Consider the following 25,143-nt stretch of genomic DNA (forward strand, 5'->3'; position numbering starts at 1 on the left):
AAGATGGTATGAAATCACAAGTATCATGGAAAGTTGGCGGCCAAGCAAGGAGAAGGTATTGAATCAACGGGGGAAATCTTTGCTACTGCGATGAACCGTAAAGGATACTATTTATATGGATATCGTCATTTTTCAAGTAGAATAATGGGCGGACATACGAATAATAAAATAAGAGTATCAACATCACCTGTACACGCGATAAGTGATGATTTAGATATATTAATCGCTTTTGATCAAGAAACAATAGAAGTTAACCATCATGAAATGAGAACAGACAGTATTATCATTGCAGACAGCAAGGCAAAACCAGAAAAACCTGAAGGCTGTCGTGCGCAACTCATAGATTTACCGTTTACGGCAACAGCTAAAGAATTAGGCACTGCCTTAATGAAAAACATGGTTGCTATTGGTGCGACATGTGCAGTGATGAAATTAGATATTTCAGCTTTTGAAACGCTTATTACTAATATGTTTACTAGAAAAGGCGCAAAAGTTGTCGAAATGAATATAGAAGCATTAAATGAAGGTTATCGTTTAATGATGGAGCAACTTAATACTGTTGAAGGTGACTTTGTTTTAGAAGAAACAAATGGAACACCACATCTATATATGATTGGTAATGATGCAATTGGTTTAGGTGCTTTATCAGCTGGATCAAGATTTATGGCGGCATATCCTATTACGCCTCGCTTCAGAAATTATGGAGTACATGATTGATAATCTACCAAAAGTAGGCGGCACAGTTGTACAAACTGAAGATGAAATTGCTGCTGCAAACATGGCTATTGGATCAAACTATGCTGGTGTACGTGCTTTTACTGCCAGTGCTGGACCTGGACTTTCATTAATGATGGAAGCGATTGGTTTATCTGGTATGACAGAAACACCATTTGTAGTGATTAATACCCAACGTGGTGGGCCTTCTACAGGATTGCCTACTAAACAAGAACAATCTGATTTAATGCAGATGATATACGGTACACATGGAGATATCCCTAAAATCGTAGTTGCACCTACTGATGCAACAGATGCATTTTATCTTACGATTGAAGCATTTAATTTAGCAGAAATGTATCAATGTCCAGTGATTATTTTAAGTGATTTACAATTGTCATTAGGCAAACAAACTGTAGAAAAATTAGATTATAACAAAATCGAAATTAACCGTGGCGAAACAATTCAATCTGACATAGAGCGAGAAGAAGACGACAAAGCTTATTTCAAACGTTATGCATTGACTGAGAGTGGCGTATCACCTAGACCTATTCCAGGTGTTAAAGGTGGTATACACCATGTAACAGGTGTCGAGCATAACGAAGAAGGTAAGACGAGTGAAGCAGCTGATAACAGACAACAACAAATGGATAAACGTATGCGTAAAACTGAGCATTTACTAATTAATGAGCCAGTAGAAGCAGATGAACAACATGATGAAGCAGATATTTTATATTTAGGTTTCATTTCGACTAAAGGCGCAATTCAAGAAGGTAAAGATAGATTAGAAGCACAAGGCTTAAAAGTAAATCATATACAAATTAGACAATTGCATCCTTTCCCTAAAGAAACACTTCAAAAATCTATTGATAAAGCATCGAAAGTTGTCGTAGTAGAACACAATTATCAAGGACAACTTGCAAGTATCTTGAAGATGAATGTTACATTGAGTGATAAATTAGTGAACCAAACAAAATACGATGGGACGCCATTCTTGCCACATGAAATTGAAACAAAAGGACTTGAGATTGCCAAAGATTTAAAGGAGCTGGTATAAATGGCAACGTTTAAAGATTTTAGAAATAATGTTAAGCCCAATTGGTGCCCGGGCTGTGGAGATTTTTCAGTCCAAGCAGCGATTCAAAAAGCAGCAGCCAATATTGGCTTAGAACCTGAGGAAGTAGCAATCATTACTGGTATCGGCTGTTCTGGTCGTTTATCTGGATATGTAAATTCTTATGGTGTACATGGTATACATGGTCGTTCATTACCATTAGCACAAGGCGTGAAAATGGCGAACAAAGACTTGACTGTTATTGCTTCCGGAGGAGACGGTGACGGTTATGCAATAGGTATGGGCCATACTGTTCATGCATTGCGTAGAAATATGAACATGACATATATTGTAATGGATAACCAAATTTATGGACTGACTAAAGGTCAAACATCACCTTCATCAGCGCCAGGTTTTGTTACAAAATCAACACCAAAAGGAAATATCGAGCAAAATGTTAAACCATTAGAGCTCGCATTATCTTCTGGAGCAACATTTGTAGCACAAGGCTTCTCAAGTGATATAAAAGGACTTACAAAAATGCTTGAAGATGCTATTAACCATGACGGTTTTTCATTTGTGAACGTCTTTTCACCATGTGTAACATATAATAAAGTGAATACTTATGATTGGTTTAAAGAAAACCTTACAAGTATTGATGATATAGAAGGTTTTGATGTTACAGATAAAAGTAATGCAACACAAAAAGTGTTAGAGTATGATTCTCTAATTAAAGGAATTGTTTATCAAGATACGGAAACACCTTCATATGAATCTCAAATTGAAGAGATGGAAGATACGCCATTAGCTAAAAGAGATATCCATATTGATGAAACGCAGTTCAATGAATTAACAAAGCAATTTGTTTAAATTCGAAGTATAGATAATATTTATATAGTAAAAATAATTAAATGATAGCATATAAGCTGATTACATACGGGGCTTGAATTAAGACAAATTCAATATCGTATAGTATCAGCTTTTTTTAGTAAATGTAGGAATATTTTACTCTGGTTTATAGTATTATAGAAGCTAAACAGTGCTTTATACTTTGGAGGGAATACGATGGTAGACCAATTTAATTCAATGACTGAACTTTTGTTACAGACAAGTGAAGGTAAAGATTGGGAAATTCATACGCGGCGAGCAAGTCAGCCAATGATTATTACGGCAGTCCATGGTGGGGCGATTGAACGTGGCACAACTGAACTTGCTCAATCGATAAGTGAGCGTGGTAACTATGATTTTTATACTTTTAAAGGTGTACGTCATAATAAAAATCACGAACTACATGTGACATCAAGACATTTTGATGAGCCAAAACTGTTACAAATGATCGATGATAATCGGCATGCGATTTCTGTTCATGGTTGCATGGGTGATAAACCAGAAGTGTATATTGGAGGAAAAGATCAAGCACTAAGAAAATATATTAAACACTATTTATCTGAAATTAATATCATTGTTAAAGATGCACCATCCCATATTTCTGGACTTCACGATGATAATTTTGTTAATTGTTGCCAACACAAAGTCAGGCGTTCAGCTAGAATTAACTGCGTGTCTAAGAAAAAATTTCTTTATTAACAAAAAATATAATCTTTATGATAGGGAAAATCGAGATAATTGGTCTTCATTAATGGCTGATTTTACGCAAGCAATCATTGATGCTGTAAGCCATTATCAAAAAGAGCGCAATTAACCATTTATGATGTCATTTTAACTAACATTAGAAATAATATTTGCAAAACAAAACATAATAAGATATTATAGATATATTATATCTATAATAGGAAGTTGATAAACAGATGAAATGTTCTAAGGCAACAGATTATGCATTACACGCTTTATTATTTATGATAAAAAGTGACGGCGATTCAAAAAGAATACCAGTACAAGACTTAGCAGCCGTATTGAAAGTTTCTACGACTTATTTATCTAAAATTTTAACACGACTTGTAAAAGCTGGGATAATTTCAGCAAATAGTGGTGCAAAAGGCGGCTATCAATTAAAAAATGGATGGCAAGATATTTCAATTTATGAAATTATCGTAACTATAGATGGCAAACAAAGCTTACTAGAGGATAGTTTTAGTCATGGTGAAGGTTGTTCTATTAAACAAATTATGGATGAAGCGGAACGTAGTTTAATAAATAATTTAGAACAAAAAAATTAAAGGACTTGGCTTAACGCTAAGTTCTTTAATTTTTCAATTAATTATAGATATTAAGAGTCTTTAAAAGGTGTAAAGGAGTGGAATAAATGGATTATGAAATCATAGTTATTGGTGGCGGTCCTGCTGGTTTAAGCGCAGACATTGAATTTTGGAAGAGGTATGATGCATACATTAGTTATCGATGAGGATAAACCACGAAATCGAGTGACATCAGAATCACATGGTTATTTAACACAAGATGGTATTTCACCAACTGAATTCAAACAAAAAGCAAAACAAGATATTGCTAAATACAAAGATGTATCATTTTTAGCAGAACGTGTTATAGATATTAAAGAAAATGATGAAGGATTTGAAGTTTTTACCCAAGGACAATCATTTACAGCCAGACAAGTGTTACTCGCAACAGGATTAAATGAACAAGGACCAGACATACCTGGTTTCAATGATTTTTATGGACAATCTATATTTTATTGTCCGTGGTGTGATGGCTATGAAATGCGTCATCGTAGGTTGGCTGTCATATATTCAGTTGAGATGATAACACATATGGTTAAATTATTAAGCAACTTTTCAAAAGAACTTATCGTTTTTACAAATGGGGAAAGTGTTACAGCCGAAGACAAAGCTTGGCTTAAAGCTAAAAATATTGATATATATACTGAACCCATTGCTGATTTAAGTGGGGAAAAGGATCAATTGACTCATATTAAATTGGCAAACGGCGATAAAGTTGAAGTTGAAGGTGCATTTAGCCAAATGCAATGGGATACTCATTTTGATTTTTTGGAAAATTTGAGTTTAGAGCGTGATGAAAATGAAAAATTTGAAGTCAATGCTTTTGGTGAAACTTCGATTAAGCATTTTTATATTGCAGGTGAAACAAAAGATAATTTCGCGGGTCAAATCATAGATGCAGCAGACTAATGGTGGCATGGTTGCTAAAATGGTAATGATGACACAAATTAGTGAAGATTTTTAAAATAAATCTTATGATATAAATGATTAACGTTTTATATCTATGCCTTGAACATCTTATTTGATAAACTAAAAGATAAGTAAAACATATAAGGGGCTGAAGAAATATGCATGATACGTTAATGAGTGTCCAAATTATTCCGAAAACTGCTAATGGTGAAGATGTTATACCTTATGTTGATGAAGCAATAAAGATAATTGATGATTCTGGTTTGACTTATAGAGTTGGACCACTAGAAACAACAGTACAAGGTGAGATGAATGAATGTTTGATCTTGATTCAAAAGTTAAATGAGCGTATGGTTGAATTAGAAATACCGAGTACGATTAGTCAGGTTAAGTTTTATCATGTCCCTGAAGGTATTACAATCGAGACACTTACTGGAAAATATGATGAAATTTAAAAAATAGATAATAAACAAAAACGATTTAACATATCAAGATGTTGAATCGTTTTTGTTTATTGGGAAAGACCTTTTGCACTTTGGGGCTAAATTTAATATAATGAAGTAATGATTATGGATAAAGTTATAGAACTTTGAACACCTAGGTTGAAATACCAAAGTATAAAACATATTTAAAAACACTTGTTCTTAGTTTATATGATATAGAAAGGATTTTGTAGAGTGAATGAAGAGCAAAGAAAAAGTACTTCTATAGATATTTTAGCTGAACGAGATAAGAAGACTAAAGATTATAGCAAGTATTTTGAGCATGTCTATCAACCACCAAGTTTAAAAGAAGCACGTAAACGCGGTAAAGAAGAAGTAAACTATAACCGTGATTTTCACATAGATGAAAAATATCGTAATATGGGTCAAGGGAAGACCTTTTTAATTAAAACATATGGTTGCCAAATGAACGCGCATGATACAGAGGTCATGGCTGGTATTTTAGGCGCTTTAGGTTATTCAGCAACAGAAGATATCAATCAAGCTGATGTGATTTTAATTAACACATGTGCAATACGTGAAAATGCGGAGAGTAAAGTGTTTAGTGAGATTGGTAATTTAAAACACTTAAAACGAGAAAAACCAGAAACAGTTATCGGCGTATGTGGCTGTATGTCACAAGAAGAATCAGTTGTTAACAAAATTCTCAAATCGTACCAGAACGTTGATATGATTTTCGGAACGCATAATATTCATCGTTTACCAGAAATTTTAGAAGAAGCTTATTTATCAAAAGCGATGGTCGTAGAAGTATGGTCAAAAGAAGGAGACGTTATTGAAAACCTTCCTAAAGTGAGAAAAGGTAATATTAAAGCTTGGGTAAATATTATGTATGGCTGTGACAAATTCTGTACATATTGCATTGTGCCTTTTACAAGAGGTAAAGAACGTAGTAGACGTCCAGATGATATCATTGCTGAAGTAAGAGATTTAGCGCGTCAAGGTTATCAAGAAATTACGTTGCTAGGTCAAAACGTAAACGCTTATGGTAAAGATATAGAGGGCTTAGAATATGGTTTGGGTGATTTATTAGAAGATATTACACAAATTGATATACCAAGAGTGAGATTTACTACAAGCCATCCTTGGGACTTTACGGATCGTATGATTGAAGTTATTGCAAACGGGGGCAATATTGTACCTCACGTACATTTACCAGTTCAATCAGGTAACAACGCAGTATTAAAAATTATGGGACGTAAATATACACGTGAAAGCTATTTAGATTTAGTAGATAGAATTAAAACGAAGATACCTAACGTTGCACTGACTACGGATATTATCGTAGGTTATCCAAATGAAACTGAAGCACAATTTGAAGAAACTTTAACATTGTATGACGAAGTTGAATTTGAACATGCATATACTTATATTTATTCACAAAGAGATGGTACACCAGCAGCGAAGATGAAAGATAATGTGCCTTTAGACGTGAAGAAAGATAGATTACAACAATTAAATAAAAAAGTGGCTTATTATTCAGAACGAGCTATGAAACAATATGAAGGCGAAGTCATCCAAGTATTGTGTGAAGGTGCCAGTAAGAAGGATAATACTGTGTTAGCAGGCTATACTTCAAAAAATAAACTCGTTAACTTCAAAGCACCTAAAGAAATGATAGGTAGAATTGTAGATGTACAAGTTGATGAAGCGAAACAATTTTCATTAAATGGTACATTCTTACGCATGAGTGAAAAAGCAGTGGTGACTCAATAATGTATGAAAAAGATGACATATTAGCTGAAGCAAATCGCATTAGTGAACGAATCAAATCATTGGATACAGTTAAAGATTATCACACTGTAGAACAACAAATTCATTACAATAAAAATATTGAACAACGCATGAAAGATTTAAAGAAAACACAAAAGCAATCCGTAAACTTACAAAATTACGGTAAAACAGAAGCGCTAAAACAATCTGAAGGTAAAATACAAGGTATTGAGCAAGATATTAATGTATTACCTATAGTGGAAGAGTTCAGAGAATCACAAACTGAAGCCAACGATTTATTACAAATGATGATAAGTACAATGTCTAATCGTTTAAATCAACATGAACAAAATGATGACTAGCGTGTAATGTACTTTCAGGAAAGGAATGAACCGAATGAAGACAATTAAGACGAAAAGGTTAACTTTAACCGCAATATTCATCGCTATTAATGTAGTGTTGAGTAGTATCATTGTCATTCCGTTAGGCCCTATTAAAGCAAGCACCTATTCAACATTTGATTAATGTACTATGTGCTGTGTTTGTTGGTCCGTGGTTTGGACTAGCTCAAGCATTTATTTCTTCTGTATTACGCATGATTTTTGGTACTGGTAGCTTCTTCGCCTTTCCTGGAAGTATGGTAGGTGTACTACTCGCAAGTGGTTTTTATCATTACCGTAAGCATATCTTCATGGTCAGTGGTAGGTGAAGTGATAGGAACAGGTATTATTGGTAGTATAATTTGTATTCCATTAGCTTGGATACTTGGCTTTTCAGATTTTGCTATTAAACCATTAATGTTAGCATTTATCGTTTCTAGTATTATTGGTGCTATCATCAGTTATATATTATTAATGATATTGAAAAGAAAAGGCATATTAAAACGCTTCTTATAAGCTATGTCAGATTTACGATACGAGATTAAGACTCAAATAACTAATCAGGAAGTTTTAGATGGATAACGAAACAAGTTATGTCGTGCTATTATTCTTGATTACTTATAGAGACTTGGTCTCGTTTTTTTGAATTTAAATCTACGGTTACTTTATTGATAAATATTTTGATAATAATTAAGCTTTAACGCTACGATTGAATAAATAGGCGTAATATCTAAAGTTATGTTAAAATTTAAGAGTTAAATTAACTAATAAAGTTAAAGAAAATTAAACGAAAATGGATAGTATTAAAGAGGCTTTCGGTACAAAAATGAATATGAAAACACGCTCAGTGCATATTTGAAATGTGTGCTACATGACTACACATACATATTCAAAGATACAATAATAATTGAATTTAATTTTTGAAAAGTAAGAAACTAATAGAAGGATTGTGAAATATCAAAATGACTAACCAAACTCCTATGATGCAACAGTATTTAAAAATAAAATCACAATATCAAGATTGTCTATTATTTTTTAGATTGGGCGATTTTTATGAAATGTTTTTCGATGATGCGAAAGAGGCGTCAAGAGTATTAGAAATCACTTTGACGAAAAGGGATGCCAAAAAAACGAACCCAATACCGATGTGTGGTGTACCTTATCATGCGACAGATGGCTACATTGAAACATTGATTAGCAATGGTTATAAAGTAGCTATATGTGAGCAAATGGAAGATCCAAGACAGACTAAAGGTATGGTTCGTCGTGAAGTTGTTAGAATCGTTACACCTGGAACGGTAATGGATAAAGGTGGCGTTGATGAAAAACAAAACAACTATATATTAAGTTTTGTGAAAGATAATGTCGCTTACGCATTAAGTTATTGTGATGTTTCAACTGGAGAATTGAAAGTTACACATTTCGAAGATGAAGCGACACTAATGAATGAAATTACAACTATTAATCCTAATGAAATCGTCGTAAACGAGAATATTGATGATGATTTAAAACGACAAATCAGTTTAACAACTGAAACAATAACGGTATTATCGGAAATTTCAGATGCACAGTATAGTGTGAATACTATGACGGAAGACAACTTGTTTAATGCGACACAATTGTTGTTAGATTATATATATCACACACAAAAAAGAGATTTATCCCATATTGAAGCAGTTGTTAAATATGAAGCGGTAGACTTTATGAAAATGGATTTTTACGCTAAACGAAATTTAGAATTAACAGAAAGTATTCGTTTAAAAACTAAAAAAGGAACATTGCTCTGGTTAATGGATGAGACTAAGACACCAATGGGTGCCAGACGATTAAAACAGTGGATTGATAGACCACTTATCCATAAAGCACATATAGAATCTCGCTTAGATACAGTAGAACAGTTTATTAATCATTTTATCGAAAGAGATACATTAAGAAATCATTTGAATCAAGTTTATGATATTGAACGCTTAGTAGGCCGTGTAAGTTATGGCAACGTCAATGCACGCGATTTAATTCAGTTGAAACATTCTATTTCAGAAATCCCAAATATTAAAAATCTACTTAATGATTTTGATGAACAGATGACTGCACAATTTAAAGCGCTAGAGCCCTTAGATGAATTACTTGGCTTACTAGAAGAAAGTTTAAAAGAAGAACCACCAATTTCTGTAAAAGAGGGTGGCCTTTTTAAAACTGGTTTTAATAGTGAGTTAGACGAGTATTTAGAGGCATCTAAAAATGGGAAGTCATGGCTAGCTGAATTACAGGCTAAAGAACGCCAACGTACTGGCATTAAATCATTAAAGATTAGTTTTAATAAAGTGTTTGGTTACTTTATTGAAATTACTAGAGCGAACTTACAAGACTTGGATCCCACAGCATTTGGTTATCATCGCAAGCAAACATTATCTAACGCAGAACGTTTTATCACAGATGAATTGAAAGAAAAAGAAGACATCATTCTTGGCGCTGAAGATAAAGCAATCGAATTAGAATATCAATTGTTTGTTCAGCTAAGAGAAAAAATTAAAACCTATACAGAACGTTTACAAAAACAAGCTAAAGTTATATCAGAACTTGATTGTTTACAAAGTTTTGCAGAAATTGCGCAAAAATATAACTATGCACGTCCCAATTTTAGTGAAGATAAAACACTACAATTAACAAATTCGCGTCATCCGGTTGTCGAACGCGTGATGGACCATAATGATTATGTGCCAAATGATTGTGAATTAGATCAAGATACATTTGTCTATTTAATAACTGGACCTAATATGTCGGGTAAATCCACTTATATGCGTCAAGTAGCCATAATTAGTATTATGGCCCAAATGGGAGCATACGTCCCTTGTGAATCTGCAACACTCCCAGTCTTTGACCAGATATTTACAAGAATAGGCGCCGCAGATGATCTTGTATCAGGTAAGAGTACATTTATGGTTGAAATGTTAGAAGCGCAGAAAGCACTCGCACATGCGACAGAAAATAGTTTGATTATTTTTGATGAAATTGGAAGAGGTACATCGACGTATGATGGATTAGCACTTGCACAATCGATGATAGAATACGTTGCGAATACGTCTCATGCTAAAACACTATTTTCTACGCATTATCACGAGTTAACAACTTTAGATCAATCTTTATCTTGTTTGAAAAATGTGCATGTAGCAGCAAACGAATATAAAGGTGAACTTATCTTCTTGCATAAGGTTAAAGATGGCGCAGTAGATGATAGTTATGGTATTCAAGTAGCTAAATTAGCACATTTACCTGATGAAGTAATTTCACGGGCGCAAGTCATATTAGATGCGTTTGAACAGACTGACAAACAAGAAAACCAAGTCGTAGTTAACAAACTTGAAGTAGACTCAAGTATTCAAGAAGCGCAATACTCAAATGTAGAAGAAGCAGCTGCAACATATCCTGAGCAATCTGAATATGCAAAACAGGATGATAATAGAAATCAATTTGAACAAACAGCATTTGAACTATTTGATGCGCCGGTCGAGCAATCTGAAATAGAAAATGAAATTAAGACGTTGAATTTATCTAACATGACGCCGATAGAAGCATTAATTAAATTAAGTGAATTACAAAAACAATTGAAATAGAGGTGAAGTCAAATGGGTAAAATTAAAGAGTTGCAAACATCATTAGCGAATAAGATTGTCGCTGGGGAAGTTGTTGAACGTCCAGGCTCAGTAGTCAAAGAGTTATTAGAAAATGCCATTGACGCCCAAGCGACTGAAATCAATATCGAAGTTGAACAATCTGGCGTAGCATCCATTCGTGTGGTTGACAATGGTACGGGTATTCATATAGAAGATTTAGGCCTCGTCTTTCATCGTCATGCAACTAGTAAATTAGATGCAGATGATGACTTGTTTCATATTCGCACACTTGGATTCCGTGGAGAAGCATTAGCGAGTATCTCTTCTGTTTCCAAAGTGACACTGAAAACATGTACAGATAATGAAGAAGGCCAAGAGATTTATGTGGAAAATGGTGAAATTCTTAATCAAAAACCTGCAAAAGCGAAACAAGGTACTGATATATTAGTTGAATCATTATTTTATAATACACCAGCGCGCTTAAAATATATTAAAAGTTTATATACTGAATTAGGTAAAATTACTGATATCGTAAATCGAATGGCAATGAGTCATCCAGGCATTCGTATTTCACTTATTTCAGATGGCAGAACGATTTTAAAAACAAATGGTTCAGGACGTACAAATGAAGTAATGGCAGAAATATATGGGATGAAAGTGGCTAAAGATTTAGTACATATCTCTGGTGAAACGAGCGACTATCGCTTAGAGGGATATGTTGCTAAACCAGAACATTCCCGAAGTAATAAACATTATATATCTATTTTTATTAATGGTAGATATATCAAAAACTTTTTGATAAACAAAGCAATTTTAGAAGGTTATCATACACTGCTAATGATTGGCAGATTCCCGATTTGTTATATTAATATTGAAATGGATCCGATACTGGTCGATGTCAATGTGCACCCAACTAAATTAGAGGTACGTTTATCTAAAGAAGATCAGTTGTTTGAATTGATTGTAGAAAAAATACGAGAAGCTTTTAAAGATCGTATTTTAATACCACAAAATGATATGAATAAATTGACGCAGAAAAATAAAGTGCTGGATAAATTTGAACAACAGAAAATTGATTTTGAGAAACGTAAACAGCAAAGAGATGCTACACATTCAACGAATTTGAATTTTGACCTTGAGGATAAACAGCCCAATGAAACAAATCAATCTAATCAAGCCTTAGATCATACACTCTCAAGTCCGAATACCTCCTCAGAGGATTCCTATTCAGTGCAAGAATCGACTTATGATTATGCTAAGACGCAAAGAGATGTCTTGACAGATATGGAAGAACAAGATATTACTAATACATTAGCACCTTCTGAAGATGTAGCTGAAGTACCAGACATTAAAGGGAGTATCAGTAGCAATCCTTCACAGCGTATACCTTATATGGAAGTCGTAGGTCAAGTACATGGCACATATATTATTGCGCAAAATGAGAACGGTATGTTTATGATTGATCAACATGCTCGCGCAAGAACGGATTAAATACGAATATTTTAGAGAAAAAATAGGTGATGTATCTAATGAAATACAAAATTTATTAATTCCTTTAACTTTTCACTTCTCTAAAGACGAGTTGATGATTATCAATCAACACGTTGAAGAATTAGATAAAGTGGGCGTGCATTTAGAACCGTTTGGTGGTAATGATTATATTGTTGATAGTTATCCAGTGTGGTTTCCTGTCTGCTGAAGCGGAAGAAATTATTAAAGATATGATTGAGTATGTCTTAGAACATAAAAAAGTGAATGTTAAAAAAATACGTGAAGAAGCTGCTATTATGATGAGTTGTAAGAAATCAATTAAAGCAAATCACTATTTAAAGAATAATGAAATGGCAGATTTAGTGAATCAATTGAGAGAAACAGAAGATCCATTTACATGTCCACATGGCAGACCGATAATCATTAATTTTTCAAATTATGAATTAGAACGCTTATTTAAGCGTATTATATAGGAGGTTAGTGGATGAAGCCATATATTTTACCGGCTATTCGCTCAATGAAAGATTTAGAAAAACTGATACAGACAGATTATAAAGAATGTGTGTTATTAGATACGCATATAGGTCATATTAAAAGTATTATGGAATTGATGAAGAAGAATAATATAGAAGTGTATATGCATATTGATTTAATTAGAGGTATGAGTCACGATGAATTTGCTTGTGAATTTATCATTCAAAACTATCATCCCAAAGGCATCGTATCGACAAAAACGAAAGTTATAAACAAAGCCAAAGCGTTGAATACGACTACGGTTTTCCGTGTATTTATTCTAGATAGTCATGCACTAACTAGAAGTATTGAGCTTATAAAACGTGTTGAGCCTGACTTTGTTGAAGTGTTGCCAGGTATAGCAACAAAGGCCATAAAAATCATTAATGAAGAGACGAATACGTCTGTGATTGCTGGTGGGTTGATTAATGACGTTGAGGAAGTTGATGTTGCGGTAAAAAATGGTGCGAAATATATCACTACAAGTGATCGGGATTTATGGTAATAAAGCTAAAGCAGTTAAATTAACAATCGTTCTATTAAAGCATAAAGATTGAATGATGTTGATCATAATGTAATTGTCTTAATAGAATTAGCTATTTTAGAAACAGATTAAATCATTTTATTAATGTATAATCATTTCTAAAGCTTATAGCTAATTCTTTTTTATACCATTTTTTAATGATTAAGTATCAATTTATGTAAATTAAAAACCTAGGGGGAACATTTAATGATAAAACCGAGGAAATTATTAAGAGGTGACACTGTTGCAATTGTATCTTTATCTTCTGGTTTAGCCGGAGAAGATTCGATTTTATGGCGAACAAAACAAGGAATCGAACGACTGGAATCCGTATTTGGTTTGCATGTAAAAATTATGCCCAATGCACTCAAAGGTATAAAATATGTCCGTGAACACCCTGAACTGCGTGCTTCAGATTTGAATGAAGCATTAAAAGATAGTGATGTAAAAGCGATTATAAGTTGTATTGGTGGTGAAGATGCCATTAGCATATTACCCTATGTAGATTTTCAAGCAATTTATGATAACCCCAAGATTTTTTCGGGTTATTCCGATTCAACGACTGTGCACATGATGTTTTATAAAATGGGTATCGTTAGTTTTTATGGACAAGCCTTATTGACAGATTTTGCGGAGAATATAGAAATGGATAGCTATACAATTAAAGATATTGAAAAATGTTGGTTCAATAGTTCAGCAATTGGCGAACGATTGCCTACGCCTTATACAAGACCAACAGGATTAGAATGGAAAGTAGAAAATAAAAATATTGCTAGGACTAAAAGAGACAACCAAAGTTATGAAGTTATAAATGGGGCAGGTATTGTGAGTGGCCATTTAATTGGAGGTAATTTAGAAACATTTGTGAGTTTGATAGATACTCCCATATTTCCGGAATTAGAGCATTTCAATCATGCGATACTTTTTTTAGAAACTTCAGAAGATACACCATCTCCTTTAGAATTTTCGAAAATGTTTAATCAATTATTACAAATAGGGGTGTTAGATAAAGTAGAAGGCATTGTTTTTGGTAAACCATTTAATCAAATATATTATGAAGCGTATAAAAATGAAATATTAAAAATTATTAAAAGAAGTAATAAACCAAGCATTCCAATTTTATATAATTTGTCATTTGGACACAATGAACCCAAGCACAGCATGCCTTATGGCTTATCAGCAAAAATTAATTGTCATACTCAGCAATTCGAAATTAAAGAAAGCGCTGTTATTGATTTTTAAATTGTGGCAATTTTTTTACAAAAAAGATTGACAACGCTTTCAATAGAGGTGTAAGATAAACACAAGTTAATAATTAGAACAGAGATGGGAGATTTCTACAGTCATTAAACCAGTGGATTAACACTGGACATAATTGTAGGAGTCTCTTTGTCTTTTTTAGGAGGAGTCTCTATGAGTGTATATTTTGCTGAATTATTGGGAACAGCAATATTAGTATTATTTGGGGGTGGCGTTGTTGCCAACGTTAATTTAAAACGAAGCAATGGTAACGGTGCTGATTGGATTGTAATTGCTACAGGTTGGGGGCTTGCCGTAACTATGGGCGTTTACGCTACTGGTGAAATATCTGGTGCGCATTTAAATCCGGCTGTTACTTTAGCGTTCGCAATGGACGGTGCATTAAGCTGGGGTATGGTTCCTGGATACATCATTTGTCAAATACTTGGTGGTATCATCGGTGGTATTTTAGTTTGGTTAATGTATTTAGCACAATGGAAAGCAACTGAAGATAAAGATACAAAATTAGCTGTGTTTTCTACAGCACCGAGCAATAAAAAATTACTTTGCCAACTTTTTAAGTGAAATTATTGGTACTGTCGCTTTAACAATGGGTTTATTATTCATTGGAATGAATAAAATAGCTGACGGCTTAAATCCATTAATTGTTGGTAGTTTAATTGTTGCGATTGGTTTAAGTTTAGGTGGTCCAACTGGTTATGCCATTAATCCTGCTCGTGATTTAGGACCTCGTATCGCACATGCCATTTTACCAATAGCTGGTAAAGGCAAATCAAATTGGAGTTATGCAATTGTTCCGGTTTTAGGACCTATTACAGGTGGTATGATGGGTGCGGTCATTTATAGATTGTTCTATAAAGGTGCGTTTGATATGATGTCTGTTGTATCAATCGTGTTATTAATTGTAACAATTGCGCTTGGAATCGCTTTAAACAAAGCAAAAAGTGCAAAAGGTATCGAAACAATTTATTAAATAAGTTTTAACTGTCCTGTTTATACGTTAAAATATAAACAGGTCTTATATTATAAAAAAATAAATAATATGAATATGTTTGTTGAATTATTAAAAAGAAATGTATACAGGTAGATTGTTGGGAAACATACATTTCACATACATTATTTATTCAACAAATATAATAAAAGGGAGATTATCAATATGAAAAAATATATTTTGTCAATTGACCAAGGTACAACAAGTTCAAGAGCGATTCTTTTTGACCAAGATGGGAAAATCCAAGGCGTAGCACAACGTGAATTTAAACAATATTTTCCTAAATCTGGTTGGGTAGAACATGACGCAAACGAAATTTGGACGTCTGTATTGGCAGTTATTGCTGAAGTGCTTAATGAAGAAAATGTTGGCGCAGATCAAATCGCGAGTATCGGTATTACAAATCAACGTGAAACAGCAGTAGTTTGGGATAAACATACGTCACGTCCAGTGTATCACGCAATTGTATGGCAATCGCGTCAAACACAAAGTATTTGTCAAGACTTAAAAGACCAAGGTTTAGAAAGCAAATTCCGTGAAAAAACAGGCCTTTTATTAGATCCTTACTTTGCAGGTACAAAAGTAAAATGGATACTTGATAATGTTGAAGGTACAAGAGAAAAAGCTGACAATGGTGACTTACTATTCGGAACAATTGATTCATGGCTAGTATGGAAACTATCAGGTGGACAAGCACATATCACAGATTATACAAACGCAAGTCGTACATTAATCTATAACATTCATGACCTAGAATGGGATCAAGAATTATTAGACATTTTAGAAATTCCGAATTCAATGCTTCCTGAAGTAAAATCTTCTAGTGAAGTTTATGCTAACACAGTTGATTACCATTTCTTTGGTAAAGAAGTGCCGATTTCTGGTATCGCCGGTGACCAACAAGCTGCACTATTCGGCCAAGCATGTTTCAACCGTGGTGATGCGAAAAACACTTATGGTACTGGTGGATTCATGTTAATGAATACAGGAGAAGAAGCTGTAACTTCTAAGAGTGGTTTGTTAACAACAATCGCGTATGGTATTGATGGTAAAGTCAATTATGCACTTGAAGGTTCTATCTTCGTTTCAGGTTCTGCAATTCAATGGCTAAGAGATGGACTCAGAATGATTAATTCAGCGCCGCAATCAGAAAATTATGCAGAACGTGTCGAATCAACTGAAGGTGTATACGTTGTACCAGCATTTGTTGGTCTTGGCACACCATACTGGGATGCAGAAGCGCGTGGTGCTATTTTCGGACTTACGCGTGGTACTGAAAAAGAACATTTCATTCGTGCTACTTTAGAATCATTATGTTACCAAACACGTGACGTATTAGAAGCGATGGAAAAAGATTCTGGTATTAAAGTAAATAATTTACGTGTCGATGGCGGCGCAGTTAAGAATAATTTCATTATGCAATTCCAATCCGACATCTTAAACGTTGGTGTTGAACGTCCAGAAATTAGTGAAACAACAGCATTAGGTGCAAGCATACTTAGCTGGACTTGCAGTTGGATTCTGGGATAGTAAAGATGAAATTGCTAATCGTTGGAAATTAGAAAAACAATTCAATCCAGACATGGTAGAAAAAGAAAGAGAAAAATATTATAAAGGCTGGAAGAAAGCTGTAGAAGCTACTCAAGTCTTTAAATTAGATGATGAGTAAAAAAATTAGACTTAAAAGTGTTATCTGTGCTACAATACGGGTAAGTTAATAATATCGAGATGAGAAATGAGAGATTCAATTCGTACAATTATATATGTATGGGATGGGTCTCTCTTTTTTTAATACTTTAGGAGGCGCTGGATTTTATGAGTTTATCAACTTTAAAAAGAGAACAGATTAAGAAAGAATTGAAAAATGACGCTTATGACGTTGTGATTATTGGTGGCGGAATTACCGGAGCTGGGATTGCTTTAGATGCTAGTAATAGAGGTATGAAAGTCGCTTTAGTAGAAATGCAAGACTTTGCACAAGGTACAAGTTCACGTTCTACTAAATTAGTACATGGTGGATTACGTTATTTAAAACAATTACAAGTAGGCGTTGTAGCAGAAACTGGTCGCGAACGTGCGATTGTTTATGAAAATGGTCCACATGTAACAACACCAGAACGCATGTTATTACCATTGCATAAAGGCGGATCTATGGGTAAATTCACTACATCGATTGGTTTAGGCGTTTATGATAGATTAGCAGGTGTTAAAAAAGCTGAACGTAAAACAATGTTAAATGCAAAAGAAACACTTGCAAAAGAACCACTTGTTAAAAAAGCTGGTCTTAAAGTCGGTGGCTCTTATGTTGAATACCGTACAGATGACGCACGATTAACTATTGAAGTAATGAAACGTGCTGAAGAAAAAGGCGCTACTATCATTAACCATACAAAATCTGTTCATTTCACATATGATTCAAATGAAACAGTTAATGGTATTCAAGTAGAAGACCAAATTAGCAATGAAACTTACCCAATTAAAGCTAAAAAAGTTATCAATGCAAGTGGTCCATGGGTAGATGAAGTACGTAGTGGCGATTATGCACGTAACAATAAAGAATTACGTTTAACAAAAGGTGTTCATGTTGTAATTGATCAATCTAAATTCCCACTAGGTCAAGCTGTATACTTTGATACAGAAAACGATGGCCGTATGATTTTTGCTATTCCACGTGAAGGCAAAGCATATGTTGGTACTACAGATACTTTTTATGACAATGTTAAGACATCACCATTAGTTAACCAAGAAGATAGAGATTATTTAATTGAAGCAATTAACTATATGTTCCCTGATGTTAACGTATCTGATGAAGATATTGAATCATCATGGGCTGGTGTGAGACCACTTATTTTAGAAGAAGGTAAAGATCCTTCAGAAATTTCTCGTAAAGACGAAGTTTGGGAAGGTAAATCTGGTTTATTAACAATTGCAGGTGGTAAATTAACTGGTTACCGTCATATGGCAGTAGAAATTGTTGATTTATTAGCAAAACGCTTAAAATCAGAATATAAACTTACTTTCGCTAAAGCGGCAACAAAACACTTACCAATCTCTGGTGGCGATGTAGGCGGCAGTAAAAACTTTGATAAATATATTGAACAAAAAGTTGAAGATGCAAAAGCTTATCAAATAGACGAAGCGACTGCACGTCACTTTGTATCTAAATATGGTTCAAACGCTGAAGAGTTATTCAAAATTGCACAAACTGCGCAATATCAAGAAACTGGTTTACCGTTAGATATCTACACAGAATTAATTTATTCAATTCAAAATGAAATGGTTCACCGTCCAACAGATTTCTTTATCCGTCGTACAGGTAAATTATATTTCAAGATTGATGATGTATTAAATTATAAAGAACAAGTAATTGATGTAATGGCTGAATTATTAGGCTATACAAATATTCAAAAAGAATTATATACAAAAGAATTAGAAACTGCGATTAAAGAAGCACAAACAGGTAATAACCAACCAGACAGTTAAAGAATAAATATGTATAAATAGTAAAACTGGCGACAAGGTCTTAGGACTTTGTCGCCAGTTTTTGTTTGTCTACCTCAATATATCTTTGTGTTACTTTATATCATAATATGTATAGATATCTTTTTCGTTGAAGGGGACAGATAAATCTAAAAAGTAAGGGCTTTGCCACTTTTGTGTTTTTAATGCAGTCTTGTTTAAATTTGATTCCCAATTGGGATAAACACGCATTGCCATTTTGCCTTTGTATTGGGTTGAAGTTAAGACGCCATTTGCTAACAAAATATCTTTCGGAAAAATAAATTGTCCTTTACGATCACCATCAATAATATTAATAACCAAGTAATCTTTAGAACCCTCGCAATTAAAAGGAGTATTTTGAGCTATTTCATTTTTATGCCACATTGCAACAAAATAACCAGTTTTTTTAGGTGTCTTCTTAGCTAACCGACTTTTAAAAGTATGATGGGCTAAGTTAAAATTAAAAGCCTCATATTCATGATTCCATTTTTCAACTTCAAAATTAATTGGAGAAAAGTCATTTACCATTTCGTGCATTTTATTTATTAACTTTTTAGAAGCATAATTTTCAAACATAATAAACCAACCTTTGCTAAATTATATTTAAGTCTTTGTTTTCTGAAGCAAGTAATATAAAATCTAATTACTGTGTTGAAAGCATTAATATACCTAAGATAACTATAAAAATATAAATCCATTTTTCAAAATGATTATGGTGTGTCTTTTTCGATAAATACTTACCTAATAAAACTGCAACAATCAATACAGGTAAAGTAGCTAAGAATAATTGAATAGTTTGACTCGTCCATATACCACCCAACAATTGACCTATGACAACAAAGATAGCTGTTAATAGAAAATGAGCCTGAATTGTACTTTTAAAGTCTTTAATATGCCATTGACTTAGCGTTCCGAAAATAACGATTGGTACACCATGAGAGTTATAAATACTGCCTAGCATGCCGGAAACAAGTCCTGCCAAACCTTCCCATAGAGAAGATTTAAGTTTAATTTTAGCGTGATGGGTAAGAAAAACGGTCTTGATAAATGCATAAATACCATAAAAGATTAGAAAAATAGCTAACAGTAATTGTATTTTTTCAGTATCAAAATGATGGAGTATCCATATGCCTATAGGTATGCCGATTAAACTACCGGACATCATGACTGCCAAAGTCTTATATTTAATATGCTTCATTTCAGAAAAAATATTGAATAAAGCCACAGTTAGACCGGCGATACCCACTAAAGATATAGCTGTTTTTATATCTAAACCGATTAAAGCTAATAAAGGCATGCTGATTAAAGCTTCTCCAAAGCCAAAGTATGTTCGGACTAAAGCACCTAAGAATATAGCTAATAAAATAAAAATAAAAATCGTTATATCCATTAGATGTCCTCCTCGACGAATTGTTGTTTGTTTTACATTTTATGATGAGCATGATTAACTCAATACCTATTATTGATTCAATACTTGATATTGAGTATAACATTTTTAATATAGAATCATATTAGGGTTTCGAAGGATTATTGCATTTTTATTGGTGAGAATATTTTCTTAAGTATTTATAAAATCAATGTTTTTTAATATATCGTTGTCTAGTGGTTAACGTTTTGCATTCTATTTGATAACATTGAATTTTGAGGGTATATTGTATAGTATAAGAAGATTGAAATGATGCATGATTTGGGGGCTATCACATGAGTCAAAAGGAATTTAAGATTACTGTTGAAGATGGCACAATGTTAGAAGTGAAATTAGATAAAGCCAAACATGAAACAATTGGTGTTGTACATTTGCTTCATGGTATGGCAGAACATATGGGAAGATATGATGAACTTGTTGAATCGTTTAATCAACAAGGATATGATGTATTACGCCATAACCATAGAGGTCATGGTAAAGAAATAAATGAAAAAGAACGCGGACATATAGATGATATATCACAAGTAGCGGATGATACATATGAAATTGCTCAAACAATGTGTACACACTATACAAACATCCCATACATTATGATTGGTCATTCTATGGGTTCTATTATAGCGCGTGTATTTGCTCAAAAATATCCTGATGCGACGCAAGGTTTAATTCTTAGTGGCACAGCACAATATCCAAAGTATTTAGGTCTACCCATTGCTCGCATTAATGAAAATCATTACTTTAATATTAGGGAAACGACGTCGATTGAAGTGGATTAACCGATTAATGTATAAATCATTCAATAAAGATATCAAAAATCAAAAAACTTCAAGCGATTGGTTATCTAGCGATGCTCGAGAAGTGGCTAAATTTATAAAAGATCCGAATACTGGTTTTTTAGTTTCCAATCAACTTATATACCAAATAATAAAACACGCATTAGCCACAAGTCGTGTAAAAAATATTGAAAAAATGAATACAGAACTTCCTGTACTACTCATATCGGGTAAAGACGATCCGTTAGGTGGCAAAGGTAAAGGTATTAGAAAACTAGGGAAATTATATAAACGCTGTGGTGTGAAACATGTAACCGTCCATTTATACAAAAATAAACGCCATGAAGTTTTATTCGATACGGATTCTGATATTACATGGAATAACATGTATGAATGGATTGAAAAGCAAATTTTAAAAAAGATAAATAATAATAGTAAATAACTAAAGAGAGTTGATATACACGTGCATAACGATAAACCTTTTTTAATCGTACTTGTAGGACCGACTGCTGTTGGAAAGACAGAATTTAGCATTGAATTAGCGAAAAAATTTAATGGTGAAATTATCAGTGGCGATTCAATGCAAGTATACAAGCATATGGATATAGGTACAGCAAAGATTACACCAGATGAAATGTCAGGCGTGCCACATCATATGATAGATATATTAGAACCAGATGAAACATTTTCTGCATTTGATTTTAAAAATAGAGCCCAGACAATTAATAACTGAGATTACTGATAGAGGATGTGTGCCTATAATTGCTCGGAGGCACGGGCTTATATATCCAGTCTCTGATTCACGATTATGCGTTTGAAGATGAAACAATCACAGAAGAAGAAAGTGAATTAGTAGATAAAAAATTAGCAGAATTAGATCAGCTATCAAATGAAGCGTTACATCAGTATTTATCATCATTTGATAGTGAGTCAGCAGAAGATATTCATCCTAATAATAGAAAAAGAGTGCGCAGGGCAATACAATATTATTTAAAAACAAAAAAACTTTTAAGTTCTCGAAAGAAAGTTCAACAATATACAGAAAATTATGATACATTATTATTAGGGATAGAAATGTCGCGTGACATATTATATCAAAGAATAAATAAACGCGTAGATATAATGTTGGAACGTGGTTTACTTGATGAAGTGAAACAACTCGTAGATGCGGGATATGAATCATGTCAAAGTATGCAAGCTATAGGCTATAAAGAAATGTTGCCTGTAGTGAAGTGCGGTACAAATAAAAATGACGCAATAGATAAATTAAAGCAACATTCTCGAAACTATGCAAAGCGACAGATGACTTGGTTCAAAAATAAGCTAGACGTAGTATGGTTAGATAAAGAGAAAATGTCACTTTCATCGATGTTAGATGAAGTTTCAGTCCAAATAAAGAAAAGGAGTATAGAACATGAAGACAACAGAAAACATCCAAGATAAATTCCTAGGACAATTTAAGACTGATCAAACAAAAGTGATTGTGTTTTTAATGAATGGTTTTCAAATGAAAGGTGTTATTGAGGATTATGATAAGTATGTAGTATGCTTATTATCTCAAGGTAAACAGCATTTTATTTATAAACATGCTATCAGTACTTTTACAATTGATGATGTACCTCAAACATCATAATCAGAAAATATATAATTAAAAATTAAAAACTAAAAAAGCTACACTAGATTAATTGACATCTAGTGTAGCTTATATTTATTTATAGATATTGTAATGATTAATATTGTTTCAGAAAATCATAAAATCTTCAAATTATAATAATGCTTCAATTTCTGATTCGATTTGATTAGGTTTTTTCTGTGGAGAAAAGCGTTTTACAACTTTACCATCTTTATCTACTAGGAATTTAGTGAAGTTCCATTTGATTTTTTCATTGAAGACACCATTTTGTTCTTTAGTTAAAAATTCAAATAGTGGGTGTTGATTTTCACCTTTGACATCAACTTTTTCATGCATTGGGAAAGTAACGCCATAGTTAATTTTACAGTTTTGTGTAGCTTCTTCACCAGTGCCAGGCTCTTGACCTCCAAATTGATTACAAGGGAAACCTAATACTATAAAATCTTGATCTTTATATTTATCATATAAACTTTGAAGTCCTTCGAACTGTGGTGTAAAACCACATTCACTAGCCGTGTTAACAATTAACATGGGTTGTCCTTGGTACGTATCTAATTTGTACGATTCTCCATTTGGTTTCTGAACTTCTATGTCATATATAGTCATTTTAATTCACCTCTTATAAATAATCTAACATAAATTGGCGCTGTAGTCTTTATATATACACTATGATAGAATAGCTAAGAAAAGAGGTGCATGTTATGACCCAACAACAAACTTATAATACAAAAAAAGAATTAGAAACAGCTATTTTAGTTGGAGTACATGCTCAAAATGATGATGAATTTGATTTTGAGTCGACAATGGAAGAATTAGCATCATTGTCAGAAACGTGTCAACTAAACGTTCAAGAACAGTTTACTCAAAACAGAACGCATTTTGATAGAAAATATTATGTTGGTAAAGGGAAATTAGAAGATATTCGAGCGTATATTGAATATCATGATATCGATGTCGTTGTTGCTAATGATGAATTAACAACAGCACAATCAAAAGCGCTAAATGGAAATTTAAATGTGAAAATTATCGACAGAACGCAATTAATATTAGAAATTTTTGCATTAAGAGCAAGCAGTAAAGATGGTAAATTACAAGTTGAATTAGCGCAACTTGATTATTTAATGCCAAGATTGCAAGGGCATGGACGTAGTTTGTCACGTTTAGGTGGCGGTATTGGGACAAGAGGCCCTGGTGAAACGAAGCTAGAAATGGACCGTCGTCATATTAGAACGAGAATGAATGAAATTAAACACCAATTAGAAACAGTGGTTGAACATCGTGAACGTTATCGTAATAAACGTGAACAGAACCATGTTTTCCAAGTTGCACTCATAGGTTATACGAACGCAGGTAAATCGTCTTGGTTTAACATGCTTGCCAATGAAACAACATATGAAAAGAATTTATTATTCGCAACACTTGACCCTAAAACACGACAAATCCAGATAAATGATGGGTTTAACTTAATTATTTCAGATACAGTTGGATTTATTCAAAAGCTGCCAACGACATTAATTGCAGCTTTTAAATCAACGCTTGAAGAAGCAAAAAATGCGGATCTATTATTACATGTCGTTGATAGTAGTCATCCTGAGTATAGAGCGCAATATGATACTGTGAATGGAATTATTGCAGATTTAGATATGGCACAAATTCCGCAAGCGATTATATTTAATAAAAAAGATTTACATGAAGGTGCGACGCCGACAACGAATAAGCCATCGGTATTTGTTTCTAGTCGAGATGAAGCAGATATAGACAAAGTAAAACAATTGCTATTTGATCAAGTGCAAAAAACACTCACATATTATGAAGAAACCATACCAAGTGCGAATGCGGATAGATTATATTTTCTCAAACAGCATACACTTGTCTCAGAATTAATATTTAATGAAGATGATGCGACATATGAAATTAAAGGATATAAAAAAGAATAGAAGGAAGTAATGATTA

Annotated in this window: 16 protein-coding genes and 7 pseudogenes; 20 read left to right on the plus strand and 3 right to left on the minus strand. The window is 33.3% G+C overall.

Annotation, left to right across the window (positions count from 1 at the left end; genetic code table 11):
- The first annotated feature begins 8 nt into the window (after nt 1-8).
- From ABLV95_RS04265 to ABLV95_RS04340, 16 genes and pseudogenes are all read left to right on the plus strand, one after another.
- Nucleotides 9-1,771, plus strand: a pseudogene (locus tag ABLV95_RS04265) (2-oxoacid:acceptor oxidoreductase subunit alpha).
- A complete protein-coding gene (locus ABLV95_RS04270) occupies nt 1,772-2,638 on the plus strand; it encodes a 2-oxoacid:ferredoxin oxidoreductase subunit beta (protein ID WP_069815973.1) in 867 nt (288 codons plus the stop codon).
- Between the two features lie 195 nt (nt 2,639-2,833).
- Entirely contained in the window at nt 2,834-3,355 is a 522-nt protein-coding gene (locus tag ABLV95_RS04275; protein WP_460876477.1) for a poly-gamma-glutamate hydrolase family protein, read from the plus strand.
- Nucleotides 3,356-3,576: 221 nt separating this feature from the next.
- On the plus strand, nt 3,577-3,945 hold the full coding sequence (locus ABLV95_RS04280; protein WP_460876479.1) for an RrF2 family transcriptional regulator: 369 nt from the start codon (nt 3,577-3,579) through the stop codon (nt 3,943-3,945).
- 159 nt (nt 3,946-4,104) lie between these two features.
- On the plus strand, nt 4,105-4,872 hold the full coding sequence (locus ABLV95_RS04285; protein WP_460876481.1) for an NAD(P)/FAD-dependent oxidoreductase: 768 nt from the start codon (nt 4,105-4,107) through the stop codon (nt 4,870-4,872).
- Between the two features lie 158 nt (nt 4,873-5,030).
- Entirely contained in the window at nt 5,031-5,327 is a 297-nt protein-coding gene (locus tag ABLV95_RS04290; protein ID WP_069815965.1) for a thiamine-binding protein, read from the plus strand.
- A 222-nt stretch (nt 5,328-5,549) separates the two neighbouring features.
- Entirely contained in the window at nt 5,550-7,091 is a 1,542-nt protein-coding gene (gene miaB / locus ABLV95_RS04295) for a tRNA (N6-isopentenyl adenosine(37)-C2)-methylthiotransferase MiaB (RefSeq protein ID WP_069815963.1), read from the plus strand.
- A complete protein-coding gene (locus ABLV95_RS04300; protein WP_427704700.1) occupies nt 7,091-7,450 on the plus strand; it encodes a YlbF/YmcA family competence regulator in 360 nt (119 codons plus the stop codon). Before miaB ends, ABLV95_RS04300 begins: the two co-directional genes overlap by 1 nt.
- Before the next feature lie 34 nt (nt 7,451-7,484).
- Nucleotides 7,485-7,984, plus strand: a pseudogene (thiW, locus tag ABLV95_RS04305) (energy coupling factor transporter S component ThiW).
- Nucleotides 7,985-8,451: 467 nt separating this feature from the next.
- On the plus strand, nt 8,452-11,079 hold the full coding sequence (gene mutS / locus ABLV95_RS04310) for a DNA mismatch repair protein MutS (RefSeq protein ID WP_460876734.1): 2,628 nt from the start codon (nt 8,452-8,454) through the stop codon (nt 11,077-11,079).
- 12 nt (nt 11,080-11,091) lie between these two features.
- Nucleotides 11,092-13,043 (plus strand): annotated as a pseudogene (gene mutL, locus ABLV95_RS04315) (DNA mismatch repair endonuclease MutL).
- 11 nt (nt 13,044-13,054) lie between these two features.
- Nucleotides 13,055-13,588 carry a glycerol-3-phosphate responsive antiterminator gene (locus tag ABLV95_RS04320; protein WP_069815953.1) on the plus strand — a complete coding sequence of 178 codons (534 nt, stop codon included), beginning with the start codon at nt 13,055-13,057 and terminating at the stop codon, nt 13,586-13,588.
- A 225-nt stretch (nt 13,589-13,813) separates the two neighbouring features.
- Nucleotides 13,814-14,848 carry a S66 family peptidase gene (locus tag ABLV95_RS04325; RefSeq protein ID WP_427704692.1) on the plus strand — a complete coding sequence of 345 codons (1,035 nt, stop codon included), beginning with the start codon at nt 13,814-13,816 and terminating at the stop codon, nt 14,846-14,848.
- Between the two features lie 171 nt (nt 14,849-15,019).
- A pseudogene (locus ABLV95_RS04330) lies at nt 15,020-15,839 on the plus strand (MIP/aquaporin family protein).
- A gap of 183 nt (nt 15,840-16,022) precedes the next feature.
- Nucleotides 16,023-17,526, plus strand: a pseudogene (gene glpK / locus ABLV95_RS04335) (glycerol kinase GlpK).
- 146 nt (nt 17,527-17,672) lie between these two features.
- Entirely contained in the window at nt 17,673-19,340 is a 1,668-nt protein-coding gene (locus ABLV95_RS04340) for a glycerol-3-phosphate dehydrogenase/oxidase (protein ID WP_460876484.1), read from the plus strand.
- Nucleotides 19,341-19,430: 90 nt separating this feature from the next.
- Here ABLV95_RS04340 and ABLV95_RS04345 read toward each other — a convergent pair whose 3' ends face one another.
- Nucleotides 19,431-19,934, minus strand: a complete 504-nt coding sequence (locus tag ABLV95_RS04345; RefSeq protein WP_069832840.1) for a MepB family protein — start codon at nt 19,932-19,934, stop codon at nt 19,431-19,433.
- Nucleotides 19,935-20,001: 67 nt separating this feature from the next.
- Nucleotides 20,002-20,748 carry a sulfite exporter TauE/SafE family protein gene (locus ABLV95_RS04350; RefSeq protein ID WP_427704687.1) on the minus strand — a complete coding sequence of 249 codons (747 nt, stop codon included), beginning with the start codon at nt 20,746-20,748 and terminating at the stop codon, nt 20,002-20,004.
- Nucleotides 20,749-21,059: 311 nt separating this feature from the next.
- On the opposite strand from ABLV95_RS04350, the pseudogene ABLV95_RS04355 reads away from it, so the two are divergent.
- The 3 genes and pseudogenes from ABLV95_RS04355 (at nt 21,060) to hfq (ending at nt 23,190) form a co-directional block, all read left to right on the plus strand.
- A pseudogene (locus ABLV95_RS04355) lies at nt 21,060-21,999 on the plus strand (lysophospholipase).
- A gap of 21 nt (nt 22,000-22,020) precedes the next feature.
- Nucleotides 22,021-23,000: pseudogene (gene miaA / locus ABLV95_RS04360) on the plus strand (tRNA (adenosine(37)-N6)-dimethylallyltransferase MiaA).
- Nucleotides 22,972-23,190 (plus strand): RNA chaperone Hfq, encoded by a 219-nt coding sequence (gene hfq / locus ABLV95_RS04365; protein WP_285323125.1) that lies wholly within the window; start codon nt 22,972-22,974, stop codon nt 23,188-23,190. The pseudogene miaA and the gene hfq overlap by 29 nt, the downstream one beginning before the upstream one ends.
- Before the next feature lie 132 nt (nt 23,191-23,322).
- Here the strand turns inward: hfq and ABLV95_RS04370 are convergent, their stop codons facing one another.
- The gene (locus tag ABLV95_RS04370) at nt 23,323-23,796 is read right to left on the minus strand and encodes a glutathione peroxidase (RefSeq protein ID WP_065337888.1); all 474 of its coding nucleotides are present in this window, start codon (nt 23,794-23,796) and stop codon (nt 23,323-23,325) included.
- 95 nt (nt 23,797-23,891) lie between these two features.
- On the opposite strand from ABLV95_RS04370, the gene hflX reads away from it, so the two are divergent.
- Nucleotides 23,892-25,127: a GTPase HflX gene (gene hflX, locus ABLV95_RS04375; RefSeq protein ID WP_427704681.1), complete on the plus strand. Its 1,236-nt coding sequence runs from the start codon at nt 23,892-23,894 to the stop codon at nt 25,125-25,127.
- The last annotated feature ends 16 nt before the right edge of the window (nt 25,128-25,143 follow it).

This window comes from Staphylococcus sp. Mo2-1, assembly GCF_046721385.1.
Classification (GTDB): domain Bacteria; phylum Bacillota; class Bacilli; order Staphylococcales; family Staphylococcaceae; genus Staphylococcus; species Staphylococcus equorum_A.